Genomic DNA, 21,644 nt, shown 5'->3' on the forward strand with positions numbered 1-21,644 from the left:
AATTTTTATGGAACAAAATGAATAATTATGCTATCGTATATATAAATATACATCATCTAAAGAGGTGAAGATCATGAAAAGCTATCTATATTTAGAGAATGGTTCCGTCTTTGAAGGGGAACTGCTGACTAAAGCGACTGAAAAAACAATCACTGGAGAGATTGTCTTTTTCACAGGAATGACCGGATATCAAGAAGTGTTGACAGATCCTTCGTATAAGGACCAGATTGTCATCTTCACATACCCACTGATCGGAAATTATGGAATCAATGAACATGATTTTGAAAGTAAGAAGCCGCATGTTGCCGGTGTGATTGTATATGAAGGAAATATGAGCCATTCCCATTATCAAGCTAAATATTCACTTGGAGAATATTTAGACAAGTGGAACATTCCTCTTTTAAGCCATGTTGACACAAGAGCGGTCGTTAAGAATATAAGACAGGAAGGTTCCATGCAGGCAGTCATCACAGCGGAAGAAGAATACACTGCCGTACCCGGCCTGGTTGGTTTATCAGCCCACGTTGCTGAGGTATCCACAAAGGTTGTCGAGAGTTTTGGGGAAGGCGACAAGCACGTGGTAATGATGGATTTCGGCTATAAAAAATCCATATTGGATTCATTGGTCGAGCAAGGCTGCCGAGTCTCTGTCGTACCATTCGATACTGAATTCGAACAAATCAAGGACTTGAAGCCAGATGGTATTTTGCTTTCAAATGGGCCTGGGGATCCAAAACAGCTTGAATACCTTTTAGGAAACATAAAAAAGATCATTACGAATTTTCCAACGATGGGCATTTGCCTCGGTCATCAATTAACGGCCCTTGCCTTAGGTGGAAATACCAAAAAAATGCTGTTTGGGCATCGCGGTGCGAATCAGCCCGTGGTCGATTTGAAAACGAAAAAGGTGTATATGAGTTCGCAGAACCATAGTTATGAGGTTGATGAACCGAGCTTACAAGGAACATCGCTGCAAGTGAGATTCAGAAACGTGAATGATAACACGGTTGAGGGGCTCATGCATGAAGACTTGCCAATCTTCACTACCCAGTACCACCCAGAGGCAAATCCAGGACCTATCGAGAGTTCATTACTATTCAACGACTTTTTACAAATGATAAATGATTATAGCGGGAGAGAAAAAGCTTATGCCTAAGGACGACACGATACAGACCATTTTAGTGATTGGTTCGGGGCCGATTGTCATCGGGCAGGCCGCCGAATTCGATTATGCAGGTACACAGGCCTGCCTTGCTTTAAAGGAAGAAGGATATAAAGTCATACTGGTCAACAACAATCCTGCAACGATCATGACTGATGATATGAATGCGGATGCTGTCTATTTCGAACCTTTAACAGTTGATGTACTGGAAAAGATCATTTCCAAAGAAAAGCCGGATGGCCTGCTCGCTACATTAGGCGGTCAAACAGGATTGAATCTTGCTTATCAATTGGATGATGCTGGAGTACTTGAAAAATATAAAGTCAAATTATTGGGAACTCCGATCGACTCCATCAAAAAAGGGGAGGATCGTGAACTGTTCCGTGAGCTGATGTTTGAAATAGGTGAACCCGTTCCCGATAGTACAATTGTTCATACTCTTGAAGAAGCGTTGGCATTTGCCGGCAAAATCGGTTTCCCCATCATCGTTCGTCCCGCTTATACACTTGGTGGAACTGGCGGTGGGATTGCTGATTCACTGGATACCTTTAAGGAACTTGTACGGGGCGGACTGCAAGAAAGCCCAATAACACAATGCTTGATTGAAAGAAGCATAGCTGGTTATAAGGAAGTAGAATATGAAGTTATGCGAGATGGCAACAATACGTGCATCACCATCTGTAATATGGAAAATATCGATCCGGTAGGGATTCATACAGGTGATTCGATCGTCGTGGCACCATCACAGACTTTATCGGACGATGAGTTTCAGATGCTGCGTGCCGCTTCCATTAAAATCATTTCTGCTTTAGGTATCATTGGCGGCTGTAACATTCAATTTGCACTTGATCCTAATAGCAAGCAATATTATTTAATAGAAGTAAACCCGCGCGTCAGCCGTTCATCGGCACTAGCTTCCAAAGCAACAGGTTATCCCATAGCCCGCATAGCTGCAAAGCTCGCTGTCGGCTACGATTTATCGGAGCTCATCAACCCTGTAACGAAAAGCACATATTCAAGCTTCGAACCTGCTCTTGACTATGTAGCTGTGAAGTTCCCGAGGTGGCCATTCGATAAATTCACGACCGCCAACCGCAAATTGGGAACACAGATGAAGGCGACTGGTGAAGTGATGGCTTTACACCGCAGCTTTGAGGGTGGAGTCCAAAAGGCCGTCGATTCTTTGGAATTGAAAACGATTGGGCTGCAGCTATCATCGCTGAAAAATAAAACGGTTCCTGAACTTTGGGGAAAGCTTGCCGAAAAATCTGATGAACGAATCTTTGTCATTTTTGAAATGCTTAGAAAAGGTGTGACGATTGAAGAAATCCATGAAGCGACAGCAATAGATTATTTCTTCCTTAAATCCTTTGCTTCATTGATCCAAAACGAAATGGAAATTGAAGCTAAGGAAATCGATCAGATAACAAGGGAAGAACTTCAATCTTACAAGGAAAAGGGCTTTTCAGATCGCTATCTTGCTTCCGTATGGAAAGTAAATGAAATGGAAGTGAGAGCACACCGGAAATCACTGGGCGTAACTGCTGTCTACAAAACGGTTGATACATGTGCAGCCGAGTTCGAATCACATACGAACTATCATTATTCAACATATTTTGGTGAGAACGAACAGAAAAAAACGGCTAAAAAGAAAGTGTTGATGATTGGCAGCGGTCCGATCCGCATCGGACAGGGAATTGAATTTGATTATTGTTCGGTTCACGGTGTTTATGCACTCCAGGATGAAAATGTCGAAACGATCATGATCAATAATAACCCGGAAACGGTAAGCACGGATTTTGCGACGGCAGACCGCCTATATTTCGAACCTTTAACTCTTGAATATGTTCTGAATGTAATAGAGGCGGAAGATATTGAAGATGTTATCGTCCAATTCGGTGGGCAGACTGCGATAAACTTGGCAAAAGGTCTGGAAGAATACGGTGTCAATTTGTTGGGGACTTCATTCGATACACTTGATCAATTGGAAGACCGTGATCGTTTTTATCAGCTTCTTCAAAAACTGGATATCCCCCATGTACCGGGTTCAATGGCTAATGGTGAAGAACAATTAATTGCCAGTGCAGAGGCAATCGGTTTTCCAGTGCTCTTACGTCCATCCTACGTAATTGGCGGCCAGGGAATGGAAATCATCCGCTCCAAGGAAAGCTTATTGAATAGAATCGCAAATGGATCGGCACTTGTATATCCCGTGTTGATCGATTCCTATATTCCAGGGAAGGAAGCCGAAATCGATTTGATTGCGGATGGAAATGAAGTATACATTCCCATCATTGCAGAACATATAGAGAAAGCAGGCGTCCATTCAGGGGATAGCATGGCATTATTGCCAGCTCAATCCTTAACGGATGATATCAAAGATAAAATGACCCTTTATGCTAAAAAACTAGTTAGGGAACTTGGGTATAAAGGACTCATGAACATCCAATTCGTGATTGAGGGAAATAGTGTATATGTATTGGAAGTGAATCCTCGCGCCAGCCGGACAATTCCAATCATCAGTAAAGTGACTGATGTATCCTTGGTGCAAATAGCGACAAAAATATTGCTCGGGAAATATTCATTGTCGAATGTGTTCGATAAAACAGGCTTAATGGAGGAAATTCCATATGCTGTCGTCAAATATCCAGTATTCTCTACATTTGCACTTAGCGGACTTGATTCGAAAGTAGGTCCGGAAATGAAATCAACAGGTGAAGGAATCGCCATTGGAGAAACGGTAAATGAAGCGTTGACCAAAGTATTCCATGCTCAAAAAGCTAAACATACTACAGGAGTTTATCAATCAGAATCAGTCCAATTAAGTGAAGATTTGTTAATGCAAATCAAAGAAGCGGGTTTGACATTGGGGAATTCAGATTTTGATAAATGGTTAAATGAAGGAAACGCGGCAGTCGTTTTGGCATATGGAACAACGGAAGAAGATAAGAAGCTAAGGTTACTTGCAGCGAAATACCGACTGCTTGCATTTACGGAAGAAGAGACTTTCAAGGCCTATCTACAATCGTTAGAAAATGCTGATCCAGGGGTTACCTCGCTTCAGGAATGGCTTGTACCATATTCGAAAGGAGTGTCACACGTATGAGTTCAATGACGGCACCGACACAAGCGAAGATTTTAAATGGAAAAGATTTTTTAACCATGAAGGAGTCTGCACCAACGGCAATTGCAGATTTGTTAAAGCTAGCGCAGGCCATTAAAGCCAAATTGCATGCTGGTGAAGAATATACGCCTTTAAAAGGGAAAACGCTAGGGATGATCTTTGAAAAATCGTCTACCCGTACCCGTGTATCTTTTGAAGTAGGCATGATGCAGCTTGGCGGACACGCTTTGTTCTTAAGTGGCAATGACTTGCAAATTGGGCGTGGTGAAACTATTTCCGATACTGCAAAAGTCCTTTCTGAATATATTGATGGCATCATGATTCGTACCTTCGAGCATGAAAAAATCCTGGAATTGTCAGAAAATGCCTCTATCCCAGTCATCAATGGATTAACAGATCTTGCGCATCCTTGTCAGGTGCTTGCAGACTTCTTGACAATCATCGAGATAAAAGGGAAGTTAAAAGGCTTGAAGATGAGTTATATCGGTGATGGCAATAATGTTGCCAATTCATTGATGGTAGGCTGTGCAAAAATGGGAATGGATTTTTCCATTGGGTGTCCTGAGGCCTACAAACCTGATGAAAAGGTCGTCGCCTATGCTCAAAAAGTGGCAGAAGAAACTGGCAGTGAAATTGTGGTCACGACCTCCGCTTCGGAAGCTATAGAAGATGCGGATATCGTCTATTCCGATGTTTGGACCTCCATGGGGCAGGAATTCGAGAATGGTATCCGCTTAGAAGCTTTTAAAGATTATCAAATCAATAGTGAACTTGTAAAACTTGCTAAAAAAGATTACTTATTCATGCATTGCCTGCCTGCACACAGGGAAGAAGAGGTAACGGCTGAAGTCATCGATGGACCTAATTCCGTCGTTTTCCACCAAGCCGGAAATCGTCTTCATGCCCAAAAGGCGGTCCTGGTGGACTTAATGTCTTAAAAAAAAGGCGTTTGCTCTCTGAGCAGATGCCTTTTTGATTCAAGCCACTTTCCTAATTTTTCTGACATGAAAGAAAGGAACCTGGTAATAATAACAGGGAAAGCATGTAAAGGGGTGAGATCTATGGGGCAAAATCGTCAATTTAAGCCGGGTCAGAAGGCACCTAATAATGGGACCTACGTAGAAATCGGTGAAACGGGCAGCACGGTAGTGAATCCGAAAATGGTAAAGCTTGATGCAGGGGATTCTTTTCCTGAAACATCCAATCATAACCGGATCTGGACATATAAGCGGAAGCCATGAAACATCTAAAAGCAGGAAAAAGGAATGATCGCATCCTTTTTCCTGCTTTTTTCTATTCAGCGGAATAACCGAATATTTTCGAGATTTCCAAACAGCTCTTTCTTAAATAGTCGCTTAAGGGATCATCATAATGATCTGGAATGCTTTCGGTGAACCCAACGGCAGTGATCGCTCCCAACAATTCTGAATTATAATTAAAAACCGGAATGGACATGGAGGAAACAGAAGGTACAAGAGGCTCTTTGGCAAAAGCTATTTTGTATCTCCGAATTTCATGATATTCATCTGTTTCTTTAAGGAACGAGCCTGTAACATTACGATCTTTTTCAATCCATTCGGCTGTCAAGGAAGGATCCTGAAAAACAGTGAATACCTTTCCGGATGAGGATGATGGCGGAAGACGCGTACCTAACTGTGCCCCGATGTTTAAGTTTTGGTTGGAATTCCAAATTTTCGCCGTGATTGGTCCATCGTATGTCCAAACGGAAAAAAGGACTGTGCAAGAAGTATGGTGACTGATTTCCTGTAAATAAGGAGTTATTCTGCTCGTGACATCCTCATTTCCTATCGCTGCCATGCCGTATTGAATCAGTTTGCTCCCAAGGTGATACATACCGGTTGTCTTATCACGATATAGCAACTCAAGCTGAGTCAAAGTATTCAAATACTTATAGAGGTTACTTTTCGTTATTTCCGTTAATTCTTGAATATCAGAGAATCTTAAAGGAGTCCTTTGGGAAGCAAGTAAATCTATGATGCCCATCCCTATTTGTAATGATTGAATCGTCGAACCGGATTTTACGATTTCCATAAGTCAATCTCCCTAATCTGTTTTAATTTAGGTCTAGTATATCAGAATCTGTAAAATATAAATGAAATTTAGCACGAAAAACCGCCTGCTGCTTGAAGCTATCAATATACTTTTCCTTTTAAATAAATAAATTTAGCGGATTTTAAAATTGATTCCGAAGTACTCATAATGGTGTAGATGATAACATTTGCACAAAAATTTGCAATAGTTTCTTGACAGTATTCCGAAAATTAAGTTATTATTTATATAAATAGTGAACAAAGTTATCTATAAGTAAAATTAGTAAGATGTATAGCCGTTCAAATTCTGGTTTGTGAAGTGAATCCAGCAGAATTAGGATGGTGGCATCAAAAAGAGGTTTTTAAAAAATCCGGATTAATAAAGGAGAATGAAATATGAGATTAGTAACTTTCAGCATTCAAGGATTTAAACGTATTGGTGCAATTTACCCGAATAATGTAGTAGTTGACTTGAACTATGCCTATCAAGCGCTTCTTGAAAGCGAAGGGAAACTTCGCAGTGAACAAATCGCTGAAGCGTATGTCCCTGCAACAATGGAGGCGTTTTTACAGGGAGGGAATGAAAGCCTTTCCATCGCGAAAAAGGCTGCGGACTATGCTATTAACAATCGTGATTCCTTCAGACATAAATTGGTGCATGAAATTGAAAATATAAAGCTTGAGGCTCCTGTCCAAAAGCCAGGCAAAATTATTTGTGTCGGACATAACTACCGTGAGCACATTGCTGAAATGGGTCGTGAACTGCCGCCATTCCCTGTGGTATTCGCAAAGTTCGCCAATACAGTAATCGGTCCCCAGGATGATATACCGTTTTTCCCAATCTCTGAACAACTAGATTATGAAGCGGAATTCGCTTTTGTAGTCGGACAAAGGGCACGTAATGTATCAAAAGAAGATGCTCTTGAGTATGTGGCTGGTTATACAATTGCGAATGATGTAACGTACCGTGATATCCAACGGCGTACACTTGAGTGGCTTCAAGGGAAAACGGTTGAAGGAAGTGCTCCGATGGGGCCTTGGTTAGTCACTTCCGATGAACTATCCGATCCATCTGGCTTAAATGTCCGATTAACGGTAAATGGTGAAGAACGCCAAAAAACGAATACATCCAACTTCGTATTCGATGTGAAGTATTTAGTTGAATTCTTATCGAATTTAATGACTCTTGAACCAGGTGACATCGTACTCACAGGAACACCTGGTGGGGTAGGAGTAGCCCGTGATCCACAAGTGTTCTTAAAAGATGGTGACGTTGTCAAAATCGAAATCGACAAAATAGGTTATCTTGAAAATCGTGTTCGACGTGTCGGGGAGGGAAAATAAAATGGCTTATCAGGAGATCGGGACATCAATCCAATCGGTTCAACAATCAATCGACCACATTCTTGAGACAGCGGCAAACCTACCGGAAGAAACGATCCGATTTAAGCCGGCAGATGATGAATGGTCTATCATGCAGATACTTTCCCATTTAGCTGAGGCCATTCCTTATTGGTTAGGTGAAGTGGAAACTGTAATAGCGATGCCTGGAGCCAAATGGGGGCGTGGATTGCAAGATCCAGCCCGATTGGCAGCAGTTACCGATACTGACAAAATTGCTGTAGAGGATGTTATGAAGCAAGTGGAGGAGCTTAAATATAAAGTGGAGAGCAGTCTGGGGAATTTAGATGAAGAAACACTATCCAAAGAATCGCCACACCGGAATTTCGCTAAATTCGGAAACAAACCAGTTTCTTATATAGTCGATCACTTCATCGATGAGCATGTTTCAGGACACTATGATCAAATTAAGCGAAATCTTTCTAAAATCCAGTGAGGAAAGATAAAAAAGAAAGTAGGGATTAATATGGCTGAAAAATCGGAATACATGAACAGTACAATCGTAAAAGATTTTACAAAGGATATTCAGCAGTATAACCTTGGGCCACTGTGGGAAGCCATTCCCGCTTTGATGGACCATGAACCTAAACCTCATGCACATGCTTATTTATGGAAAGAAGAGCTTTTGACAAAAAAATTGATGGAAGCAGCTGAAATCTTCACACCTGACCGAGGAGGGGAGCGCAGGGCCATTTATTTTCAAAACCCTGGCCTTACTTATCGCCAGCCTTGGGGATGGGCTTCAACGACACAAACGCTTTATGCAGCAGTTCAGCTATTGTTGCCAGGTGAAGTGGCCCCTTCCCACCGTCACTCCCAAAGTGCACTTCGTTTCATTACGAATGGTGAAGGTGCCTACTCCATCGTGCAGGGAGAAAGGATATTCATGGAAGAAGGAGATTTCTTGATCACGCCTAAAAACCTATGGCATGGTCATGGACATGTAGGCGAAAAACCAATGATTTGGATGGATGCCCTTGATATCCCAACCATCTATTCCATAGGTGGCACTTTCTTTGAACCATATCCAGATCGGATTGAAACGCCTAAACGTCCGGATAATTTTTCAGAGCTCCGTTATCAAGGCGGGATGGTTCGTCCAGTATCCGACCGTTATTCACAAGTGGCACCGCTTGCCAATTACAAGTGGAAAGGCACAAAAGCAGCGATAGAAGGATTAATGAATTTCGAACCGGACCCATATGAAGGTTTCGCAGTGGAATATATCAATCCGTCAAATGGCCAAACGGCCAATCCGACGATGGGGGCATGGATGCAGAAACTTCCTAAAGGTTTCCATACGAAAGCGCATCGCCATACCCATTCCACAATTTATCAAGTGCACCAAGGATCAGGCTATACAGTTATTAATGGAGTGCGTTTTGACTGGTCCAAGGGAGATTATTTCGTCGTTCCGAATTGGGCATGGCATGAGCACGTTGCAGAAGCGGATTCTTACTTATTCTCGGTAAACGACCTACCAATAATGGAGAGATTTGATTTGGAACAGCAACAGGCATTAGACACAAACAATGGTTACCAAAAGATTGAAAGTGAATTCAAGCCTGTTTTGGTTTAAAAGTAATCTGTTTGGGACTTTCAGCTTGATCCTGATGAATATATGGAATGCCAGCCGAATGAAAACGCTTACTGTGGCATTGTCCGCAACATTGGCTAAAAGCAACTAATATAGGGGGAATTGATGATGAGCACAGAAAAAAAACCATTCATAGTTATCGGTGGGGGAATTGGCGGTTTGGCAACTGCTTTAGGAATCGCAGAAACTAAACAGTATGTAAAGGTCCTTGAACAAGCTCCCGAATTTGGAGAAATTGGTGCAGGGATTCAGCTTGCAGCAAATGCCACCAACGTATTGCAGCGTTTAGGCGTCATGGATAAAATCAATGAAATTGCAGTATTTCCAAAAAGATTGGTGCTGATGGATGCCTTTTCCGGCAAAGAGCTTTCCGCTTTGGATTTAGGTGATGTTTATAAAGAAAGATATGGAGCGCCATATGTTGTCTTGCATCGTTCCGATTTGCATAAAGTACTGGCTGAAGCTTGTGAAAATAACCCGTATATTGAACTGGTTACGAACCAAACCATTATTGAAACAGTAGAAAATGAAGGTGAAGTTACGGTTACTTCAGCCAACGGGTCTAAACATTCAGGAACTGCTGTCATTGGAGCCGATGGATTATGGTCCAAGGCACGGAAACTTTTTGTGGAAGATCAACCGATCTGCTCTCAATATGTTGCATACAGGGGAGCGATTCCGATGGAAGAGGTTACGAGCCATGGAGATTTAGATGATGTGTATATGTGGATTGGGCCAAACCTTCATCTTGTTCAATACCCGGTTAGAAGGGGGGAACTATACAACCAAGTAGTGGTGTTCAAAAGTTCTCAATACACGGAAGAAAACGAAAAAACCGATCAATGGGGAACCCCGGAAGAAATGGACAGTGTATTTGCCGGAACTTGTGAGCTTGTTCAGAATGCGATTTCATTCATTCAAAGGCAACGCCGCTGGCCGATGTATGACCGGTTACCAATTGATAATTGGAGTAAAGGAAGAATTACGCTTACGGGCGATGCGGCACATCCGATGCTCCAATACTTGGCACAAGGGGCTTGCCAGGCTTTAGAAGATGCAGCTTATTTGTCGGATATGCTTCATAAGCATGGAAATGACATTGAACAGGCATTTTTGGAATATCAAGAGGAACGCATTCCGCGTACAGCTAATGTTCAAACGAGTGCAAGAATGTGGGGGGAAATCATCCACAATACGACCGATGCAGGCATTCTGCTCAGAGATACGATCCTTGCAGGTCGCACGGATAAAGATTTCCAATTCGTCGATGAATTTCATGGTTATAATAAAACGGCCGTAAAAGCATAAGTCGTTTTGTTTCATCCAAATCAGGGATTTTATGCATTTTACAAATGGGTCTGCCTTTCTTCTTTTTGAAGAAAGGTTTTTTCCGTTTATCCTCCATACCTCCTGCATTTTTTATAACTTTCCTTTACATGGGGAAAATTAGAAGTATAATGAAAATATAAAGGTCAAAGTTGGTCAAACCGAGTGATAATTCGTTCATGATATAGATGAATGGGAGGTTTCAAGATGGATATTAATAATATGACGGAGAGAACCCAACAGGCGTTCATTGGCGGCCAGGAACTAGCCAAAGATAGAGGGAATCCCGAGTTGACGGAGCTGCATTTATTAAAGGCCTTAATGGAACAGGATGAAAGTTTATTAATCAGGATTTTATCGGAATCTGGTAAACCGATGAATCTATTTGATATAGAGCTAAATAAGGAACTGGATCGATTACCGGAAGTGAGCGGGAGTGTTTCCCAGGTTTACATGTCAACCTCCCTACAGCAAATTTTGACGGCTGCCGAAAAGGAAATGCAAATGTGGGAGGATGAATATTTATCCGTCGAACATATACTGCTTGCGTCGTTGCAAGTCAATAAAACGAATGTAAACAGGCTTTTTTCATCATATGGAATTGATTATGATAAAGCAAAACGGGTTATAAACGATATAAGGGGGAATCAGCGAGTGACTAGTCAAAATCCTGAAAGCACTTATGAAGTACTAAAAAAATACGGCAGAGATCTCGTTGCTGAGGTTAAATCGGGGAAGGTCGATCCAGTAATCGGCCGAGATACGGAAATCCGTAACGTCATTCGGATCCTTTCACGTAAAACGAAAAATAATCCTGTATTAATAGGAGAACCTGGAGTAGGTAAAACAGCGATTGTCGAGGGGTTGGCACAAAGGATCGTCAGGAAGGATGTGCCGGAAGGTTTAAAGGATAAGACCGTTTTTTCACTAGATATGAGTGCACTTGTTGCAGGGGCCAAATTCCGCGGTGAATTTGAGGAACGCCTAAAAGCGGTGTTGAATGAGATCAAGAAGAGTGACGGTAAAATTCTTTTATTCATTGATGAATTACACACAATTGTCGGTGCAGGAAGAACGGATGGCGCACTTGATGCCGGAAATATGTTAAAGCCGATGCTTGCGCGCGGTGAGCTGCATTGTATCGGTGCAACGACCCTTGATGAATATCGGCAATATATTGAAAAGGATCCGGCTCTGGAACGCCGTTTCCAACAGGTTCTGGTTCCTGAACCGGATGTGGAAGATACGATTTCAATTTTGCGGGGATTAAAGGAACGGTTTGAAATTCACCATGGCGTCAGGATACATGATCGGGCGATCGTTGCGGCCTCTGTCCTTTCGAACCGATATATAACGGAGCGGTTTTTACCGGATAAAGCGATAGACCTTGTGGATGAAGCATGTGCGATGATTCGAATGGAAATCGACTCAATGCCATCCGAGCTGGATGAAATCACGAGAAAAGTCATGCAACTTGAAATTGAAGAAGCGGCCCTGAAAAACGAGGAGGACTCTCAAAGCAAGGCAAGGCTGGAAGTGCTTCAAAAAGAACTATCAGAACTTCAGGATCAAGCGAATAGCATGAAATCCAAGTGGCAAATGGAGAAATCAGCGCTTCAGAAGGTGCAGGATAAACGTGAAGAGCTTGAGAAACTGCGTCATGAACTGGAACAGGCAGAGAATGACTATGACCTTAACCGGGCAGCTGAACTTCGGCATGGAAGGATTCCACAGCTTCAAAAAGAATTGGAAACAATGGAAGACGAATTGGAAAAGGAAAAACAGGAATCACGATTGCTTCGCCAGGAAGTGACGGAGGAGGAAATTGCCTCGATTGTTGCAAGGTGGACCGGAATTCCGATAAGCAAGCTGGTGGAAAGTGAAAGGGAAAAACTGCTTCGCCTATCTGATATCCTGCATGAACGCGTAATAGGTCAAGGAGAAGCGGTGGAACTCGTATCCGATGCCGTTTTAAGAGCAAGGGCGGGAATTAAAGATCCAAACAGACCGATCGGTTCATTCATTTTTCTTGGGCCGACTGGTGTCGGTAAAACCGAATTGGTAAAAGCTTTGGCAGAAACGTTATTCGATAGTGAGGAACATATGATTCGAATCGATATGTCGGAATATATGGAGAAACATTCCGTGTCACGCCTTGTTGGTGCACCTCCTGGATATGTTGGATTTGAGGAAGGAGGCCAACTTACGGAGGCTGTTAGGAGAAACCCATACTCAGTCATATTATTAGACGAAATTGAAAAGGCGCATCCGGAAGTCTTCAATATTTTGCTGCAAATGTTGGATGATGGAAGGATTACAGACTCCCAAGGCAGAACAATCAACTGTAAAAATACGGTGATCATCATGACTTCCAATATCGGTTCCCATTTCTTATTGCAGTCCAACCGGGAGGATGGTGGCATTGAAGAAGAAATAAAAGATCAGGTCTTTAAAGAATTAAGAGGCCATTTCCGTCCCGAATTTTTAAATCGCGTTGATGACATTGTTTTATTCAAACCTCTGACGAAACAAGAAATCGTTGAAATCGTGGATAAAATGGTTCATCAATTACAGGTAAGGTTAACTGAACAAAATATAGTCCTGAACGTCACAGAAGCGGCTAAGGAATTCATTGCGGACCAGGGATATGACCCGGTATATGGAGCAAGACCGCTGAAGCGATTCATCCAAAAGCATCTGGAAACGAAAATCGCCCGTAAAATCATAGCTGGGACTGTTGAGCTTAAAGAAGGAATAACGATTGATCATGATCATGATGAATTGGTCCTCATATAAAAACGTTGAAATGTAGTTTACACGTAAGCAAAGTACGGTATAACAAAAAGGACATCCTAAAAAGGATGTCCTCTTTTGCTTCTTCTTAATGTTGATGAGAGTCTTTAGCTGGCCCGGCAGGCAAGATAGCAGGGATGATAAGAATCAGGATAGCAGCAGCTAATCCTAAAATCGTTCCCTGCGCAGCATCGTATGAAAGTCCGATCATGGAAGAAACAACATATACAGTCATATGCACTAATAAGAATGTCCAAAAAATTGCCCAAGCATAACGCATCGAATTTCACCTCATTCCACTACATTCATTTTTATCTTACCATAATTAATATACAGTTAAAACGTGTTTTTAATAATAACCTTTAAATAATTCAATACATTAAATTATAAGAGAACTTTTTCCGGCAGACAAGTTGGTTCCAAACTCCAAATGGGAAATCATAGGGTAAAATTAAAACAAAAATCGTCCATGCTTGGTTAATTTAAGATAAGAAGTTAGGCGTTTCCACTGACCCTTTCTATTTTTCTTCATAAATTAATATAGTAGTAGTAATATTCCTTAAAGGAGTTTGAACGATGGAACAACGAACTTTTCAAATTGATGACCAATGGAATATCATCTATTATCCAGAGCGGCCCAGTGGTTTTTCCGTAATGGTAATTGGAGACCGTAGTCATTTTGTCGAAAAAGACAGCAGCTTTTGGCTGCAGCATCCTGGCAGGCTGCAGATATTGGAATATTTAAAGAAATACGGATACACGCTATTTTCATCCAATTTTCACGGAGCCAACTGGGGCAGTCCTAAAGCACTGGACCTTTCCCTTAACCTATATATTCTTTTCATGAAAAAAGAAATAGTCAATCAAAGGGTTCATATATTGGCAGAGGGGACAGGCGCACTACTTGCCCTAAAGCTAATGAATGAACTTGGAAATAAAATTCGGTCTGTCGTATTGATTGATCCGGTTTTTTCTTTGAAAGCACAACTGGAGAAAGAAAAGGAAAACAAGTTCTTCTTTAAAAAGTGGCTGTCAGAGGTTGCTGCTGCATATGAGCTTGATCCAGCAGAATGTGAACAGCATATCCTGGACACTGAGGATTCAGTTATTGCAGAGAATATCCCCATGAAAGTGATTCAGGTTTTTGGAAGCTTACGGAAAGAGCAAGCCTCCCTTTATCGGCAAATCCAGCTGGCTAGGAAAGCAGATTTGCAACTGACGTATATATTGCCCGAAAAACGTTATAAAATCCCCTATCAAATACAAAAGTTTTTCAATGAGAATGAAGAGATTTTATGAGAAGTGATATATTTTTACAATAGTTTGCATACGATACAGCATCTAAAAAAACTAGACGTGCCGGGTGAAGTGGGCTTGATGGCATACGAGGAGGCTGTATTTATGCAAACAAACATTGTCATTGGCACTTATCGATTTGTGGGATTCTATGTGACTCAATATTTTTTGAACCAAGGTAAAGAAGTAATCGGAATTGATTGGGCTGATTCCGAAGCAAGTCAATATATTATGGAAGAAAAGGAACTTGAAATAGGCAGGAATTCAAATTATATATACTTTCCGATAAATAAGCTTCAATTATTGGATATTTCACAGCAGGACACGGTGTTCATATCTCTTTACGATATTCAAAGCGGAAAATTGGACAAAATCGATTTTCTGATAGGCGAAATCGTTTCATTCATTGAGAAATTCAAAAATGGCAAGGAAGAAACGCCGAATTTCGTACTTTTCATGCCCATTGAAAAAGATGTCTGTGTATTTCAGTCCATATTAAGCTCGATTCGTGAAATAGATTCTACGAAAATCATATTTTTACCGACGATTTATGGACCTTGGCAATCGGAAGGCATGAGCTTTGAAGCTGGAATCAATCAGCTTGGACAGTCTGATATCAATGCGGCAATTGCTGCCGAATATACCGGAGATGCTCTCTATATCACTGATTTTGTTAACGCTTTGGAAGCAGTGCTTACCTCCTCTTCCGATAGGGACATCCAATTGTGCAGCAGTATTGATGACCATTGGAATAAATGTGCCAGGTTAATATTTAGTGAAAGTATGGATTCATTCACTTCCCACTCAACAACTAAAATCAATAAAGGAACAATATTTGAAGTGCAATGCAAAATGGAACCGGAAGAAGGCATTGCTCTACAAAGAAAACATAATAAACGATTAAACTTACTTAAAAAGTGGAGAAAGCGAGACTGACTTGGGAGAGCGATAACCAAATATGAAGGCGAAGTGCATGATCGGGAAAATATGAAATCGATAGGTTTCGATATTAGGGAAGTGCAAAACTGTATATTTGCCTCTAATCTATATGTCTTGTACTATAATGTTCAAGGATAGGAATTCACATCAAAAGATATTCATGATTTTCTATGTGCGCCCTTTACGAATGGGTCTTGTGGAATTATGATAATATTGAGCTATATTTGGCATCACAATGATCAATTGGATGAATATTCAAAAGATAGGGGGGAAACGCGAATGAGTTCAGATAAAACTCTTGAATTTATGGGGATCGCCATGAAATACTTCCCAGAGGCTAAAGCGAAGCTTGAAGCAAGCGGGATTACATTCTCAATGGAGATGGCAGAGCCATTCATGGAGCTCTTTAAAAGCGTAATGCAAGAAGCTTATGAGCTTGGTAAACAAGATGCTCAGCGTTAATTAAAGGAAGGCTGTCCGGTTAAACGGCAGCCTTAATATTTTTATTCTTTTTTCAAGAACTTGGCAATCAATGGGTTCAGATTAATTTTATCAATGGTCGGTTTGTATTGACTGTATAAGCCCATCAATGTTTCAACGTTCTCCATCAATTGCATGTTATCAACTTTCGATTCCTCTTGCTCCGGTTCAGCCTTCCTGCCAAACATCAAATTCGAAAAATGATCATCCGGGTTTCTTTCGCGGTTGCGATTGAAGATGTCCACAATGAATTCCTCCTTTTATTTATAATGTATGTCCTAAATCTCCCTTGGCATAGGCGCTTGACCGACTTCTGAAAGAGATTTCTTTAGCCTTTCAAACTGTTAACTCTTGCAAGGAAGTCTTTTTTTATATAAAATTAGTACCAGGTAATAATAGATGATTATAATAACTCATAAAAATATAAGGGGATGGCAAGATGAATGCTGGAATACTAGGGCTTGGCCGCTACTTACCCGACAAAATCGTTACAAATGCGGATTTAGAAAAAATTATGGACACTTCCGACGAGTGGATCCGGACTAGGACGGGTATTGAGCAAAGAAGAATTGCAAATGATGATATTGATACATCAGATATGGCTTATCAAGCCGCAAAAGCTGCATTGAAAAATGCGGAAATTTCTGCTGAAGAGATAGATTTAATTCTTGTAGCTACTGTTACACCTGATCAGTCGTTTCCTTCTGTCGCTTGCATGATTCAAGAGAAATTGGGAGCGATGAAGGCAGCTGCAATGGATGTAAGTGCTGCATGTGCCGGTTTTATGTATGCAATGATCACGGCACAGCAATTTATTAAGTCAGGTGCATATAAGCATGTGTTGATTGTCGGTGTTGAAAAACTTTCGAAAGTAACCAATTGGGAAGACCGCAATACTGCTGTACTTTTTGGTGACGGAGCGGGTGCAGTTGTACTTGGACCTGTATCTGAAGGCAAAGGAGTCCTTTCCTTTGAATTAGGAGCAGATGGAACCGGTGGGAAGCACTTATTACAGGAAGGAGATTTCATTCATATGAATGGACGTGAAGTATTTAAATTTGCTGTCCGTCAGATGGGGGAATCCAGCCTGAGTGTATTGGACAAAGCTGGTTTGACAAAAGAAGATGTGGATCTGCTTGTCCCGCATCAAGCAAACATACGCATTATGGAAGCCTCAAGGGAACGATTGGATCTCCCGCTTGAAAAAATGACAAAAACGATTCATAAATATGGGAATACTTCTTCAGCGTCCATTCCAATGGCCCTTGTGGAAGAAATGGAAGCGGGAAGAATCAAGGACAATGACTTAATCGTCATGGTCGGTTTTGGTGGTGGCCTTACATGGGGAGCGATCGCTCTTAGGTGGGGTAAATAAAAGAAGAAGCAAAACGTAAGTGCTTTAAAAATAGGAAGGAGCCATTTTTAATGACTAAACGCCGTGTAGTTGTAACAGGTATTGGAGCAATCTCTCCAGTTGGTAATGATGCAGAAACTGGATGGAAGAATATAATCGAGGGGAAATCGGGAATAGGACCTTTAACTCGTTTGAATGCTGAGGAATTCCCCGTTAAAGTGGCTGCTGAAATCAAGGAATTTGATATAGAGACATATATAAATCGTAAAGAAGCACGCAAAATGGACCGTTTTACCCATTATGCAATTGCAGCTTCCGTTATGGCATATAATGATAGCAAGCTGGAAATAACCGATGAAAATGCTGCACGTGTCGGGGTCTGGATCGGTTCGGGTATCGGCGGTCTGGAGACACTTGAAACACAGCATGAAAACTTTTTAAACAGAGGATATAAACGGGTGAGCCCATTTTTCGTTCCAATGATGATTCCGGACATGGCAGCCGGCCAGGTTTCTATCTTACTGGGTGCTAAAGGAATCAATTCATGTACGGTAACAGCCTGTGCAACAGGAACAAATTCAATTGGTGATGCGTTTAAAGCCATACAACGGGGCGATGCCGATGTCATGATCACAGGCGGGGCCGAAGCGCCAATCACAAAAATGTCGGTTGCAGGCTTTTGTGCAAATACGGCTTTATCGACCAACCCTGATCCACAAACGGCTAGCCGTCCTTTTGATCTTAATCGTGATGGTTTCGTAATTGGGGAAGGAGCTGGAATTATCGTTCTGGAAGATCTTGAACATGCATTGAATAGAGGAGCCAAGATTTATGCTGAAATAGCTGGTTATGGCTCAACTGGAGATGCCTTCCATATTACCGCTCCGGCACCAGGTGGAGAAGGCGGGGCAAGAGCAATGAAAATTGCAATTGAGGATGCAGGTTTGAATCCGGAAGACATCCAATATGTGAATGCCCACGGAACGAGTACGCCATACAATGACAAATACGAAACGATGGCAGTCAAAGAAGTCTTTGGCGACCATGCTAATAAACTTGCAATAAGTTCCACTAAATCGATGACAGGCCATATGTTAGGGGCAGCAGGCGGTGTGGAAGCAATATTCACGATTCAGGCAATAAGGGACAGCATATTGCCTCCAACCATCAATATTGAAACACCAGACCCTGAGTGTGATTTGGACTATGTTCCGAATCAAGCAAGGAAGGGCGAAATCAATGCAGCCATCAGTAATTCACTTGGATTCGGTGGACATAACGCAACCATTCTTTTCAAGAAGTATCAATAAGTTATGAAGGAAGAGCAGATCCTTTGGGATCTGCTCTTTTTATTTTGAAGGGAAAATGCAAATGCGAGGGATATAAAATGTGTCAACCGCCTTCTTAAAATCATACGATAGTCAATAGGAAGCGGAGGTGTATGGGAAATGGGAGTCATTTCAACCGATGAATGGATGATGAAGGATTTCAACCGCCCGGTACAGATGATGGAAAGACTTAAAAGTACATTCAACAATACCCTTGATTCGAACATGATTTATCATCATTTATTAAAGCATGGCATGTATTCGCCGAATCAAAAAACCAAACTCACATGGAAAGACTTAAAAGAAAATAATGCATGGGAAAAAACTCAAAGCTTGTTTACAGCCTATAAGAAGCTTTGGGGAGGGCCTGATGTTCCCATATATATTTTTCCGCTCATGTCTTCAGGGATATGGAATAAAAAAGTTGAAACGAAGTCAGGGTTGGCATTTAAAGATAAACTATTCCTTTTTTACGGCACGGGGATGGCCGAAAAGGAAATGGAGGCCCTGTTGATTCATGAATATCATCATGTTTGCCGTCTGCATCATTTGAAAAAGGGCGAAAAAGAATACACTCTCCTGGATACGATGATCATGGAAGGACTGGCGGAAAGAACGGTGGGAAAATATTTAGGAACAAAATTTTTAGCGAAATGGACTAAGTTATATCAGGAAGATAAACTACGGGAATTTTGGAACAAGCATTTAGAGGAAAAGCACATGATAAAACGTACAGATCCTCTTCATGATACACTTCTCCTTGGGGCGAAAGGATATCCGTATATGCTTGGATACTGTAGTGGCTATTACCTGGTGAAAAATTTTGAAAAGCTCTCTGTGAAAAGATCATTCATTATCCAGTCTGAAGAATTCTTATCAAAAAAGAGTTAATATATACGTTCTTTTTTTCTTAATCTGTTTTCTAGAATAGGAATAAATTGTATGGTTCCTGCCTATACTGATTGACAAACAGAAATTTGTTTAAGTGAGGGATGAATGATGCTATATCTTCATGATGTATGGGTTAACTGGTTTGAAGGAGAAGAAAACGGCTATAATATTTGTCATTTTCATGAATGGAGGAAGGATGACGGGATCGAACTACTAGATCAAGTTCCTTTGTTGAAAGTGTCATCAACATTGTTCCACTACATAGAGAACGACTTGTCAGAATTACCTAAGCCATTGCTCAATGATGTTTATCAAAAAGCATATGCAAGGAAAAATCATGAAAGAATTCAGCTTGACTATTGTTTTATCGTGACTGATGGAAATGGAATTTTAGCTGTTGATACGATAGGTTATCATATTCCGATTAGGAAAAGCAGAATAATTCCCCGGCAGGAACAAATTGTTTATGACATGATAGAAAACCATGATGAGATGGATTACACCTTTACTGAAAAACCTACATCTGAGAAAGAATATCATATTTTGTCGCCGTCTCCCTTATTCATGAACGGTTTGACAAGAAAAGAAAGACAGCTTAAGCAATTGCTATTCATGGCCATGGACCAATTATTCACTGCGAAAAACACAGCTGAAATCCGCTATTGGTATACAGAATGGGCCCCTGAGAAATATGAAAGCATTCAAGAAATGGATTTTCAGATAGCTTGGCTTGAGTTATATGAAGAAATGAAGGAAGGCTGGTCAGAGAAGCATCTTCAACTTTGTGAAAACCTTGTGAAGGGGCAGCCTTTTTTTGAAAAGCTTTGGCAAGTGGAGGCCGGCGATAGCCCATCGATATTATGAACAAAAAAGACGATCCGATGAGGATCGTCTTTTTTTATCTCTTTCTGCCAAGTCCCATGCCATTATACATTTTTCTGATCATTTTATTGGCTTCAATATTCGCCTTTTCTGCACCGCGGTCCAGAATCTCATCCAATTCAGGCGAATCGATCAATTCATTAAAGCGTTCCTGGATTGGTAGGATTTCTCCAAGAACCACCTCAGCCAAATCACTTTTAAAGTCACCATAACCTTTACCTTCATACATCTCTTCAATTTCTGAATAGGATTTTCCACTGAAGATGGAGTATATGGACATCAGGTTGGAAACACCCGCTTTGTTTTCCTTATCATAACGGACAATTCCTTCCGAATCGGTAACTGCGCTTTTGATGTTTTTTTCGATTTGCTTCGGATCATCCAATAAGGCAATCGTTGCCTTTTTATTAGGATCAGATTTGCTCATTTTCTTGGTTGGTTCCTGAAGGGACATGATACGGGCCCCTTCTGTAGGGAGGCTGATTTCCGGAATTTTAAAAATGTCATTATGCTTTTTATTGAACCGTTCAGCCAAATCGCGTGTCAATTCAAGATGCTGTCTTTGATCTTCCCCGACAGGAACCACATCTGTACTATAAAGGAGAATATCGGCAGCCATCAGCGGCGGGTATGTAAGCAGTGCTGCGGATACCCCTTCTTTGCCAGCGGATTTGTCCTTAAATTGCGTCATTCTCTCAAGTTCCCCTATATAGGATATACTTTGTAAAATCCAGCCTGCCTGAGCATGCGCAGGTACTTCTGATTGAATGAAGATGGTATTCTTTTCAGGATCCAAACCAATGGCCAAATATAAAGCGGCCAATGTTTTAATGTTTTTCCTTAACTTAATGCGATCTTGTGGAACTGTAATTGCATGCTGGTCAACAATACAAAAGAAACATTCATATTCATTTTGTAAGTTAACGAATTGTTTCATGGCTCCGATGTAATTTCCTAAAGTAACGGAACCGGATGGCTGAATGCCGGAGAAAATCCTTTTCAACTGCTAGTCACTCCTCT

General features: G+C 41.2%; 20 protein-coding genes. 16 read left to right on the forward strand and 4 right to left on the reverse strand.

The genetic code is table 11. The annotated features are described in order from the left end of the window. Window positions 1–73 precede the first annotated feature (73 nt). The 4 genes from MKY17_RS06400 to MKY17_RS06415 all read left to right on the forward strand — a co-directional run bounded on the left by MKY17_RS06400 (window position 74) and on the right by MKY17_RS06415 (window position 5,527). On the forward strand, window positions 74–1,156 hold the full coding sequence (locus MKY17_RS06400; RefSeq protein ID WP_098371309.1) for a carbamoyl phosphate synthase small subunit: 1,083 nt from the start codon (window positions 74–76) through the stop codon (window positions 1,154–1,156). Further along, the gene (locus MKY17_RS06405) at window positions 1,149–4,268 is read left to right on the forward strand and encodes a carbamoyl phosphate synthase large subunit (protein ID WP_098371308.1); all 3,120 of its coding nucleotides are present in this window, start codon (window positions 1,149–1,151) and stop codon (window positions 4,266–4,268) included. The genes MKY17_RS06400 and MKY17_RS06405 overlap by 8 nt, the downstream gene beginning before the upstream one ends. Continuing rightward, on the forward strand, window positions 4,265–5,224 hold the full coding sequence (gene argF, locus MKY17_RS06410; RefSeq protein ID WP_098371307.1) for an ornithine carbamoyltransferase: 960 nt from the start codon (window positions 4,265–4,267) through the stop codon (window positions 5,222–5,224). The genes MKY17_RS06405 and argF overlap by 4 nt, the downstream gene beginning before the upstream one ends. Window positions 5,225–5,347: 123 nt before the next feature. Beyond that, window positions 5,348–5,527, forward strand: coding sequence for a YjzC family protein (locus MKY17_RS06415; RefSeq protein ID WP_034314546.1), 180 nt, complete (start codon window positions 5,348–5,350; stop codon window positions 5,525–5,527). A 52-nt stretch (window positions 5,528–5,579) separates the two neighbouring features. Here the strand turns inward: MKY17_RS06415 and MKY17_RS06420 are convergent, their stop codons facing one another. After that, the gene (locus tag MKY17_RS06420) at window positions 5,580–6,338 is read right to left on the reverse strand and encodes an IclR family transcriptional regulator (protein WP_098371306.1); all 759 of its coding nucleotides are present in this window, start codon (window positions 6,336–6,338) and stop codon (window positions 5,580–5,582) included. 395 nt (window positions 6,339–6,733) lie between these two features. Here MKY17_RS06420 and MKY17_RS06425 point away from each other — a divergent pair, with 395 nt between their 5' ends. The 5 genes from MKY17_RS06425 to clpB all read left to right on the forward strand — a co-directional run bounded on the left by MKY17_RS06425 (window position 6,734) and on the right by clpB (window position 13,457). Continuing rightward, on the forward strand, window positions 6,734–7,681 hold the full coding sequence (locus MKY17_RS06425; RefSeq protein ID WP_098371305.1) for a fumarylacetoacetate hydrolase family protein: 948 nt from the start codon (window positions 6,734–6,736) through the stop codon (window positions 7,679–7,681). A 1-nt stretch (window position 7,682) separates the two neighbouring features. Then, window positions 7,683–8,174, forward strand: coding sequence for a DinB family protein (locus tag MKY17_RS06430; protein ID WP_098371304.1), 492 nt, complete (start codon window positions 7,683–7,685; stop codon window positions 8,172–8,174). 30 nt (window positions 8,175–8,204) lie between these two features. Further along, the gene (locus tag MKY17_RS06435; RefSeq protein ID WP_098371303.1) at window positions 8,205–9,317 is read left to right on the forward strand and encodes a cupin domain-containing protein; all 1,113 of its coding nucleotides are present in this window, start codon (window positions 8,205–8,207) and stop codon (window positions 9,315–9,317) included. A gap of 126 nt (window positions 9,318–9,443) precedes the next feature. Further along, window positions 9,444–10,643: an FAD-dependent monooxygenase gene (locus MKY17_RS06440; protein ID WP_098371302.1), complete on the forward strand. Its 1,200-nt coding sequence runs from the start codon at window positions 9,444–9,446 to the stop codon at window positions 10,641–10,643. Between the two features lie 225 nt (window positions 10,644–10,868). Continuing rightward, window positions 10,869–13,457: an ATP-dependent chaperone ClpB gene (clpB, locus tag MKY17_RS06445; RefSeq protein WP_339201517.1), complete on the forward strand. Its 2,589-nt coding sequence runs from the start codon at window positions 10,869–10,871 to the stop codon at window positions 13,455–13,457. Between the two features lie 85 nt (window positions 13,458–13,542). Here clpB and MKY17_RS06450 read toward each other — a convergent pair whose 3' ends face one another. Then, a complete protein-coding gene (locus MKY17_RS06450; protein WP_098371300.1) occupies window positions 13,543–13,734 on the reverse strand; it encodes a YjzD family protein in 192 nt (63 codons plus the stop codon). 296 nt (window positions 13,735–14,030) lie between these two features. On the opposite strand from MKY17_RS06450, the gene MKY17_RS06455 reads away from it, so the two are divergent. The 3 genes from MKY17_RS06455 to MKY17_RS06465 all read left to right on the forward strand — a co-directional run bounded on the left by MKY17_RS06455 (window position 14,031) and on the right by MKY17_RS06465 (window position 16,151). Beyond that, window positions 14,031–14,753 (forward strand): alpha/beta hydrolase, encoded by a 723-nt coding sequence (locus tag MKY17_RS06455; RefSeq protein WP_098371299.1) that lies wholly within the window; start codon window positions 14,031–14,033, stop codon window positions 14,751–14,753. Between the two features lie 102 nt (window positions 14,754–14,855). Beyond that, on the forward strand, window positions 14,856–15,686 hold the full coding sequence (locus MKY17_RS06460; protein WP_098371298.1) for a hypothetical protein: 831 nt from the start codon (window positions 14,856–14,858) through the stop codon (window positions 15,684–15,686). A 282-nt stretch (window positions 15,687–15,968) separates the two neighbouring features. Then, window positions 15,969–16,151 carry a ComZ family protein gene (locus tag MKY17_RS06465; RefSeq protein WP_098371297.1) on the forward strand — a complete coding sequence of 61 codons (183 nt, stop codon included), beginning with the start codon at window positions 15,969–15,971 and terminating at the stop codon, window positions 16,149–16,151. Between the two features lie 41 nt (window positions 16,152–16,192). Here MKY17_RS06465 and MKY17_RS06470 read toward each other — a convergent pair whose 3' ends face one another. Further along, the gene (locus tag MKY17_RS06470; RefSeq protein ID WP_339201520.1) at window positions 16,193–16,414 is read right to left on the reverse strand and encodes a hypothetical protein; all 222 of its coding nucleotides are present in this window, start codon (window positions 16,412–16,414) and stop codon (window positions 16,193–16,195) included. Between the two features lie 194 nt (window positions 16,415–16,608). Here MKY17_RS06470 and MKY17_RS06475 point away from each other — a divergent pair, with 194 nt between their 5' ends. The 4 genes from MKY17_RS06475 (at window position 16,609) to MKY17_RS06490 (ending at window position 20,606) form a co-directional block, all read left to right on the forward strand. Next, window positions 16,609–17,544 (forward strand): beta-ketoacyl-ACP synthase III, encoded by a 936-nt coding sequence (locus tag MKY17_RS06475; protein WP_098371295.1) that lies wholly within the window; start codon window positions 16,609–16,611, stop codon window positions 17,542–17,544. A 50-nt stretch (window positions 17,545–17,594) separates the two neighbouring features. Next, window positions 17,595–18,833 carry a beta-ketoacyl-ACP synthase II gene (fabF, locus tag MKY17_RS06480; RefSeq protein WP_098371294.1) on the forward strand — a complete coding sequence of 413 codons (1,239 nt, stop codon included), beginning with the start codon at window positions 17,595–17,597 and terminating at the stop codon, window positions 18,831–18,833. Window positions 18,834–18,971: 138 nt separating this feature from the next. After that, the gene (locus MKY17_RS06485; protein ID WP_098371293.1) at window positions 18,972–19,742 is read left to right on the forward strand and encodes a DUF2268 domain-containing putative Zn-dependent protease; all 771 of its coding nucleotides are present in this window, start codon (window positions 18,972–18,974) and stop codon (window positions 19,740–19,742) included. Window positions 19,743–19,850: 108 nt separating this feature from the next. Beyond that, window positions 19,851–20,606 (forward strand): YjbA family protein, encoded by a 756-nt coding sequence (locus MKY17_RS06490; protein WP_034314514.1) that lies wholly within the window; start codon window positions 19,851–19,853, stop codon window positions 20,604–20,606. A 34-nt stretch (window positions 20,607–20,640) separates the two neighbouring features. Here MKY17_RS06490 and trpS read toward each other — a convergent pair whose 3' ends face one another. Beyond that, window positions 20,641–21,627 (reverse strand): tryptophan--tRNA ligase, encoded by a 987-nt coding sequence (gene trpS / locus MKY17_RS06495; RefSeq protein WP_098371292.1) that lies wholly within the window; start codon window positions 21,625–21,627, stop codon window positions 20,641–20,643. Window positions 21,628–21,644 lie beyond the last annotated feature (17 nt).

This window comes from Peribacillus sp. FSL P2-0133 (genome assembly GCF_037975445.1).
GTDB lineage: Bacteria > Bacillota > Bacilli > Bacillales > DSM-1321 > Peribacillus > Peribacillus simplex_E.

What these genes read in the sequence shown, in the direction of transcription:
- MKY17_RS06400 (WP_098371309.1), top strand. Translation starts at nt 74, where the DNA reads ATGAAAAGCTATCTATATTTAGAGAATGGTTCCGTCTTTGAAGGGGAA.
- MKY17_RS06405 (WP_098371308.1), top strand. Translation starts at nt 1,149, where the DNA reads ATGCCTAAGGACGACACGATACAGACCATTTTAGTGATTGGTTCGGGG.
- argF (WP_098371307.1), top strand. Translation starts at nt 4,265, where the DNA reads ATGAGTTCAATGACGGCACCGACACAAGCGAAGATTTTAAATGGAAAA.
- MKY17_RS06415 (WP_034314546.1), top strand. Translation starts at nt 5,348, where the DNA reads ATGGGGCAAAATCGTCAATTTAAGCCGGGTCAGAAGGCACCTAATAAT.
- MKY17_RS06420 (WP_098371306.1), bottom strand. Translation starts at nt 6,338, where the DNA reads ATGGAAATCGTAAAATCCGGTTCGACGATTCAATCATTACAAATAGGG.
- MKY17_RS06425 (WP_098371305.1), top strand. Translation starts at nt 6,734, where the DNA reads ATGAGATTAGTAACTTTCAGCATTCAAGGATTTAAACGTATTGGTGCA.
- MKY17_RS06430 (WP_098371304.1), top strand. Translation starts at nt 7,683, where the DNA reads ATGGCTTATCAGGAGATCGGGACATCAATCCAATCGGTTCAACAATCA.
- MKY17_RS06435 (WP_098371303.1), top strand. Translation starts at nt 8,205, where the DNA reads ATGGCTGAAAAATCGGAATACATGAACAGTACAATCGTAAAAGATTTT.
- MKY17_RS06440 (WP_098371302.1), top strand. Translation starts at nt 9,444, where the DNA reads ATGAGCACAGAAAAAAAACCATTCATAGTTATCGGTGGGGGAATTGGC.
- clpB (WP_339201517.1), top strand. Translation starts at nt 10,869, where the DNA reads ATGGATATTAATAATATGACGGAGAGAACCCAACAGGCGTTCATTGGC.
- MKY17_RS06450 (WP_098371300.1), bottom strand. Translation starts at nt 13,734, where the DNA reads ATGCGTTATGCTTGGGCAATTTTTTGGACATTCTTATTAGTGCATATG.
- MKY17_RS06455 (WP_098371299.1), top strand. Translation starts at nt 14,031, where the DNA reads ATGGAACAACGAACTTTTCAAATTGATGACCAATGGAATATCATCTAT.
- MKY17_RS06460 (WP_098371298.1), top strand. Translation starts at nt 14,856, where the DNA reads ATGCAAACAAACATTGTCATTGGCACTTATCGATTTGTGGGATTCTAT.
- MKY17_RS06465 (WP_098371297.1), top strand. Translation starts at nt 15,969, where the DNA reads ATGAGTTCAGATAAAACTCTTGAATTTATGGGGATCGCCATGAAATAC.
- MKY17_RS06475 (WP_098371295.1), top strand. Translation starts at nt 16,609, where the DNA reads ATGAATGCTGGAATACTAGGGCTTGGCCGCTACTTACCCGACAAAATC.
- fabF (WP_098371294.1), top strand. Translation starts at nt 17,595, where the DNA reads ATGACTAAACGCCGTGTAGTTGTAACAGGTATTGGAGCAATCTCTCCA.
- MKY17_RS06485 (WP_098371293.1), top strand. Translation starts at nt 18,972, where the DNA reads ATGGGAGTCATTTCAACCGATGAATGGATGATGAAGGATTTCAACCGC.
- MKY17_RS06490 (WP_034314514.1), top strand. Translation starts at nt 19,851, where the DNA reads ATGCTATATCTTCATGATGTATGGGTTAACTGGTTTGAAGGAGAAGAA.